This window comes from Hydrogenimonas sp., assembly GCF_029933015.1.
GTDB lineage: Bacteria > Campylobacterota > Campylobacteria > Campylobacterales > Hydrogenimonadaceae > Hydrogenimonas.
In genome coordinates, this window is sequence record NZ_JAOZOZ010000102.1 from 1 (window position 1) to 5,671 (window position 5,671).

7 protein-coding genes are annotated in these 5,671 nt (G+C 54.2%); 4 read left to right on the forward strand and 3 right to left on the reverse strand.

The window, feature by feature from the left end; translation table 11 throughout:
- Both Q1K23_RS07140 and Q1K23_RS07145 read right to left on the reverse strand, forming a co-directional pair.
- Positions 1 to 1,126: methyl-accepting chemotaxis protein (locus tag Q1K23_RS07140; protein ID WP_300363457.1), on the reverse strand; the 1,126-nt coding region annotated here is incomplete at its 3' end.
- Positions 1,123 to 1,320 carry a hypothetical protein gene (locus Q1K23_RS07145; protein ID WP_300363458.1) on the reverse strand — a complete coding sequence of 66 codons (198 nt, stop codon included), beginning with the start codon at positions 1,318 to 1,320 and terminating at the stop codon, positions 1,123 to 1,125. The genes Q1K23_RS07140 and Q1K23_RS07145, both read right to left, overlap by 4 nt.
- Before the next feature lie 70 nt (positions 1,321 to 1,390).
- Here Q1K23_RS07145 and Q1K23_RS07150 point away from each other — a divergent pair, with 70 nt between their 5' ends.
- Together Q1K23_RS07150 and Q1K23_RS07155 are read left to right on the forward strand one after the other, a co-directional pair.
- Positions 1,391 to 2,683, forward strand: coding sequence for a M20/M25/M40 family metallo-hydrolase (locus Q1K23_RS07150; protein ID WP_300363459.1), 1,293 nt, complete (start codon positions 1,391 to 1,393; stop codon positions 2,681 to 2,683).
- Positions 2,684 to 2,734: 51 nt separating this feature from the next.
- Positions 2,735 to 3,223, forward strand: coding sequence for a host attachment protein (locus Q1K23_RS07155; RefSeq protein WP_300363463.1), 489 nt, complete (start codon positions 2,735 to 2,737; stop codon positions 3,221 to 3,223).
- Positions 3,224 to 3,279: 56 nt separating this feature from the next.
- On the opposite strand, the gene nth is transcribed toward Q1K23_RS07155, so the two are convergent.
- Complete coding sequence (gene nth, locus Q1K23_RS07160; RefSeq protein WP_300363460.1) at positions 3,280 to 3,927, reverse strand: endonuclease III; 648 nt, start codon at positions 3,925 to 3,927, stop codon at positions 3,280 to 3,282.
- Positions 3,928 to 4,123: 196 nt separating this feature from the next.
- On the opposite strand from nth, the gene Q1K23_RS07165 reads away from it, so the two are divergent.
- Together Q1K23_RS07165 and Q1K23_RS07170 are read left to right on the forward strand one after the other, a co-directional pair.
- Complete coding sequence (locus Q1K23_RS07165) at positions 4,124 to 4,837, forward strand: YebC/PmpR family DNA-binding transcriptional regulator (protein WP_300363461.1); 714 nt, start codon at positions 4,124 to 4,126, stop codon at positions 4,835 to 4,837.
- A 74-nt stretch (positions 4,838 to 4,911) separates the two neighbouring features.
- Positions 4,912 to 5,671, forward strand: a 760-nt coding sequence (locus Q1K23_RS07170) for a peptidyl-prolyl cis-trans isomerase (protein ID WP_300363462.1), incomplete at its 3' end; no start/stop codon positions are given.

The following is a 5,671-nucleotide window of genomic DNA, read 5'->3' on the forward strand; positions in this document are numbered from 1 at the left end:
TGAGGAAATCGCGCAGAGCGGCCCGTATGCTTCCGAATTCGTCGTTTTCGAAGATCCGCACTTCCGTGGTCAGATCTTTTGTTTCGGCGATGTTGGTGATCAGCGTCTTGAGGGAGTTGAGCCGTTTTTCGAGATCCTGGACCGAGAGGTAGGCGATGACCAGCATCACGAGGATGACCACGATGCCGATGATCGCGTCGAGGATGGCCGTGTCATGGAAGCTGTCGAGATCTTTTTCGATCTGGTCGGCGATGGCGTCGTCGATCTTTTTGAGGACGTTGATCTTCTGGGTGATGGTGTCGAACCACTTTTCCGCGTCGATGCCGAATCCTCCGACGGAGGCGTTGGCGACGGCGATATCCCTCATGGCCTCAACCTGGGCGAAGGAGGGATGGGTGATCGCTTTCTTATACAAAGAGACCATGGACTCGGGAGCGAAAGAGAGGAAATCGTCGATATAGGCGTTCTGTTCCGCCATCAGCGTGATGAACTTCTTGTACATGCCGGGGGCGAATCTGTCGGCACCGAAGGTGGCGCTGAGGACCGCTCTTTCGATACCCGCGCGCTCTTTCGATTTGAGAAAGGAGGTATAGGCCACGAGATCTATCGTGATCAGCTCGTCGGGTGAGAGTTTCGAGGAGGTGGCGACGATGTTGAGCATCTTCGCGTTCATTTTGGTGTAGAAACCGACCACATCCTTGAGAGGGAGTTCGAGCGCCGAAATTTTCCGACGGATTTCGGGCAGTCTGCCGAGATCTTTGTTCAGTGCGTCGATCTGGGCTCTCAAAGCGTCTGAAAAGTGGCTGAGATCGATCGAAGCCAGCGTCTCTTTGTATTCGCGGATGCGGATATCGGTCAGTTTTCTCTGCTCGGGAAGCTTCGTGACGAACTTCCTCCCTTTGCTGCCGGTGAAACCGGCACTCGCTCCCCGCTCCTTCTGGGTTTCGTGCACGAGACGACTCAGGCTTTCACTCAGATGGACCAGCTCCTTGACCCGCTCGACCTTTTGGGTGAATTCGAAGTGTTTCGCAAGTTCGGATCCGGTGAAGTATAGAAGTGCCAGAATCGGAAGGACGATGAGGAGGATCATCTTGCCCTTGATCGTCAGGCGTGACATCGGATTCATTGTTCTCCTTTGGGTTTTAACTCGTCGTAATCGATCAGGTTCTCGTCACACTCGCAATGGTAGATGCCCTCCGCATCGTAATACTCGACACAATCTCTGTATTTACGGGTGCCGACACCGTCTTCATTGAAGTAGACGCATCCCTGCAGTGTAAGCAATATCGGCACTATCAAAAATATTTTCAACTGTTTCATGAAGCTATTCTACACTGTCTAAGTTTAATTTTAATAATATACATCCAACTGACGAAAGGGGCGAATGACGATGGAAAAACCGTGGATGGAGATTTTTCTGGAACTGACGAAGATCCCGCACTGCAGCGGTGAGACCGGGGCTTTGCGGAGATATCTGATCGATTTCGCGAAAAGGTGTGGCTACCGCGTCGAAAGTGACGAAGCCGGCAACGTCATGGCTTACGGAAAAAATAGCCGCGTTACGCTTCAGTCCCATTACGACATGGTCTGTATCGGTCGGGCGCCACAGATCGAAGTGGTGACGGAAAGCGGCTGGATGCGGGCCGTGGAGAGTTCTCTGGGCGCCGACAACGGCATGGGGGTGGCGATGATGCTTCACCTGATGCAAAAAGGGGCCAATGCCGATTTTCTCTTTACCAACGACGAAGAGATCGGACTGATCGGTGCCGGTGCGCTGGAACTGAAGATCAGGACGCCTTTTTTGCTCAATCTCGACAGCGAAGAGCTCGGAAAGGTCTATATAGGCTGTGCCGGCGGAGAGGATGTACATTGTAAAAAGAGGATCGGTTTTCGCCCTGTTTCCGGCGGAGCCTGGTACACCCTCACCGCCGAGGCGCCGGGCGGACACTCGGGCGTGAACATCGCCGATCCGATTCCCAACGCCATCACCGAACTCGCTTCGGTGGTGACAAAAAACCCCGCCATGAAAATCGCCACGATAAAAGGGGGCGAGCGGATCAACGCGATTCCCCGCCATGCCGAGGCGCTGGTCTGGATGCCCGATGGGGTCGAACCTCTCGGCACCAACCCTTCGGTCACGATCCAAAAGAGTGCCGCTCCCCGGGAGACGGAGGTCCTGGACGAAGAGAGGCTCGCCGAAGCGCTTTTCGGTTTCGCACACGGGGTGCGTGCCTGGAACAGGGAGCTCGACCTGCCCCAGAGCAGCATCAATCTGGCGGAGGTCTCTTTGAAGGAGAAAGAGGTGCGCATTTCCCTGTCGGCCCGATCGATGGCCAACGAAGATCTGGGGCGGCTCGTGGATCAGACCGTCGCCGGATGGGAAGCCCTCGGTTTCGAATGCGAAAGAGAGGGGAAATATCCCGCCTGGAAACCCGAGATCAATTCTTTCAGCGAAATGGTGTTGAAACATTATAAAGAGGTCTGTCCGGGCGCCTCCTACGCAGCGATCCATGCCGGTCTGGAGTGCGCGCTCTTCGCCGACCGCTTTCGGGATCTGAAGATCGCTTCCATCGGACCGACGATTCTCGACCCCCACTCCGACAGAGAGCGGGTCGATCTGGAATCGGTGGAAAAGGTGATGAATGTTGTAGAGGCCGTGATCGCCGATTTATCGTCGATTTAATCTAGCCGTGTTACAATCTCGATAAATCAAACACAAACAGGAGAAGAAGTGATGAAAGTTGGAGATATCGTCATTGTCGCCGATCTGGGCGAAATGAAAATCTACAAAGCACAACCGCGGGATCTGGAAGCGGAAGCGGGCCTGAAACCCGACAATGTCAAACTCGATCTGATCGACGCCAAAGACTATGTCGTATCGCACTGGAAAGTCAACGACATCGTCACCGACCAGGCGGGACAGTTCAAGGGCGGAAGCCAGGGACGCGGCGAATTCACGCAGGGCAGCATCGGCGACCGCCACGAACTCGTCAAGCGTGTCGAAAACGAAGTGATCGAAGCGATCGCCAAAGACATTTCCGACGCCGTAGCGGCCAACAATCCGCCGAAATGGTATCTGGGACTTCCCGAGACCATTTTCGACCGTGTCATGGAGAAAGTGGAGGCTGGTGTGAAGGATTCGCTCTTCATGTCTCTCAAAAAAGATCTCGTAAAAGAGAACAAAAACAAGCTGGTCGAACTTTTCCAGAAAAAACTTTCGTAACCCTTCCGCTTCTTCACCCTTCTGCGAGCGTGGAAGGGTGAAGAGAATTTCTTTTTCTATCTCGCTTTGAAACTCTCTTTGCTTTTACAAAGATCCGTCAGAAAACACTCCGTATCGCATTTGGGATTTTTCGCCGTACAGATGTAACGACCGAAAAGAACCATCGCCTGGTGGATGCGGTGCAGATCGGTCTTGAACTTCTCGACCAGATCCTTTTCCGTCCCTTCGACGGTTTTGGCGTCGCTGAGCCCCAGTCTGTGGGCGACACGAAAGACATGGGTGTCCACGGCCATCAGATTGGCTCCGGTATATTCGATCATGACGACATGGGCCGTCTTCTGACCCACTCCCGGCAGCTTCACCAGCTCCTTCTCGTCCAGCGGGATCTCTCCGTTGTACTTCTCCATCACCATCTGGGCCATCTTGATCAGGTTTTTGGCTTTGTTGTTGAAAAAAGAGCAGGTTTTGATCAGCTCTTTCACATCCTCCGGATCGGCGTTGGCGAGGCTCGGAATATCGGGATATTTCTCGAAAAGCGCCGGTGTGATGAGATTGACCCGTTTGTCGGTGCACTGGGCCGAGAGCATGACGGCCACCAGCAGTTCGTAGAGGTTGCGGTAATGCAGTTCCGTCGTGGAGTCGGGATAGTGCTCGAGCAGTCTGCGTTTGATCTCTTCGATCTCTTTTTTCGTGGCGAGTTTCATTTCCAAATCCTTTGGTTCGTCATTGTTGGGTCATTATGGGTCATACGGCGCCGTGCGCCCGCGATCGTATGAAATGGCCCATAATGACAGCGAAGCGAAATGACCGCCGCGCAGCGGCAAATGACGGTTTTTACCTGAATTATACCCCGTCGACGGTATAATACAGCCAAATTTTTCCGATTAGAGAGGTCGAAAGATGGCAGGTCACAACAAATGGTCCAAAGTCAAACATATCAAAGCGAAAGAGGATGCCAAGAAGGGCAAGCTCTTCACCAAAGCGGTACGCGACATCACGACGGCGGCCAAGGCGGGCGGCGGCGATCCCGACACCAACGCCGCGCTGCGCCTGGCGATCGAGCGGGCACGTGCCGTCTCGATGCCGGCCGAGAATATCCAGCGCGCCATCGACAAGGCGACGGGCAATCTCAAAGGGGTCAACTACGAGGAGATCACCTACGAAGGGTACGGTCCCGGCGGAGTGGCGATCATGGTCGAGACGATGACCGACAACAAGAACAGAACCGTCGCATCGATCCGCCACGCCTTCAGCAAGATGGGCGGCAGTCTCGGCACCAGCGGCAGTGTGGCGTGGATGTTCGAGAAAAAGGGGATCATCACCGTACCCCGGGGCGAGAAGGACGACGAAGTGATGGAAGCGGCCCTCGAAGGCGGCGCCAGCGACATCAAGGAGTACGACGAGGTGCTGGTCATCGAGACGGAGCCCGCCGACTTCGATACCGTTCTGCAGGCGGTGGAGGCCACCGGTGTGGAGATACTGGAGAGTTCCGTGGGGCTCGTGGCGACCAACACGATCGACGTGGACGACGAGACGGCCGAGAAGGTGGAGAAACTGATCGACATGCTCGAAGAGGACGACGATGTCCAGAATGTCTACCATAACATGGAATAACGATACAGTTAACTTTCATTAATCGGAATTTAAGTACAATACTCCATCGAAATTTACCAAACCAAAGGAATCGAATGAAAAAACTCATCATTGCAGGACTCGGCGCCGCGGCTCTGGCGCTCTCACTTCCGGCTGCCGACGTATTGGCGACGGTCAACGGCCAAAAAATCACGAAGACGGATGTGCAGGAAGTGATGAACGCGATGGGTGCGAGAACCACCTACGACTCTCTGCCCGCGGACGTCAAGAAAAAAGTGCTCGATCAGGTGATCGAACAGCGCCTCCTTCAGGAAAAGGCGATCAAGAGCGGCATCGAAAAGGACAAGGAGTACAAAGAGGCGCTGGCGAAGCTGAAAAAGAAGCTGGCCCTCGATGTCTGGATGAAGAAGCAGCTCGACAAGATCAAGGTGAGCGACGCCGAGGCGAAGAAAGCGTACGAAGAGCACAAAAGCGCTTTCCAGCGCCCCGAAAGCGTCCATGCCCGCCACATTCTCGTCAAGACCGAAGCGGAAGCCAAAGCGATCATCGCCGAGCTTAACAAGACGCCCAAAAGCAAACTCAAAGCGAAATTCGAGGAGCTGGCGAAGAGCAAATCGACAGGACCCAGCGCATCACGCGGCGGCGACCTGGGGACTTTCGGACGCAAGCAGATGGTCAAGCCTTTCAGTGACGCGGCCTTCGCCCTGAAAGCGGGTGAATATACGAAAAAACCGGTCAAGACGCAGTTTGGCTACCATGTCATCTACGTCGAAGAGAAGATGCCGGCCCAGACGATTCCTTTCAACGAAGTCAAAGAGCGGATCAAGCAGAACCTGAAAATGGAAAAATTCAAAA

Excerpts from the sequence above, each read along its gene's own strand:
- Q1K23_RS07145 (WP_300363458.1), bottom strand. The coding sequence starts at position 1,320 with ATGAAACAGTTGAAAATATTTTTGATAGTGCCGATATTGCTTACACTG.
- Q1K23_RS07150 (WP_300363459.1), top strand. The coding sequence starts at position 1,391 with ATGGAAAAACCGTGGATGGAGATTTTTCTGGAACTGACGAAGATCCCG.
- Q1K23_RS07155 (WP_300363463.1), top strand. The coding sequence starts at position 2,735 with ATGAAAGTTGGAGATATCGTCATTGTCGCCGATCTGGGCGAAATGAAA.
- nth (WP_300363460.1), bottom strand. The coding sequence starts at position 3,927 with ATGAAACTCGCCACGAAAAAAGAGATCGAAGAGATCAAACGCAGACTG.
- Q1K23_RS07165 (WP_300363461.1), top strand. The coding sequence starts at position 4,124 with ATGGCAGGTCACAACAAATGGTCCAAAGTCAAACATATCAAAGCGAAA.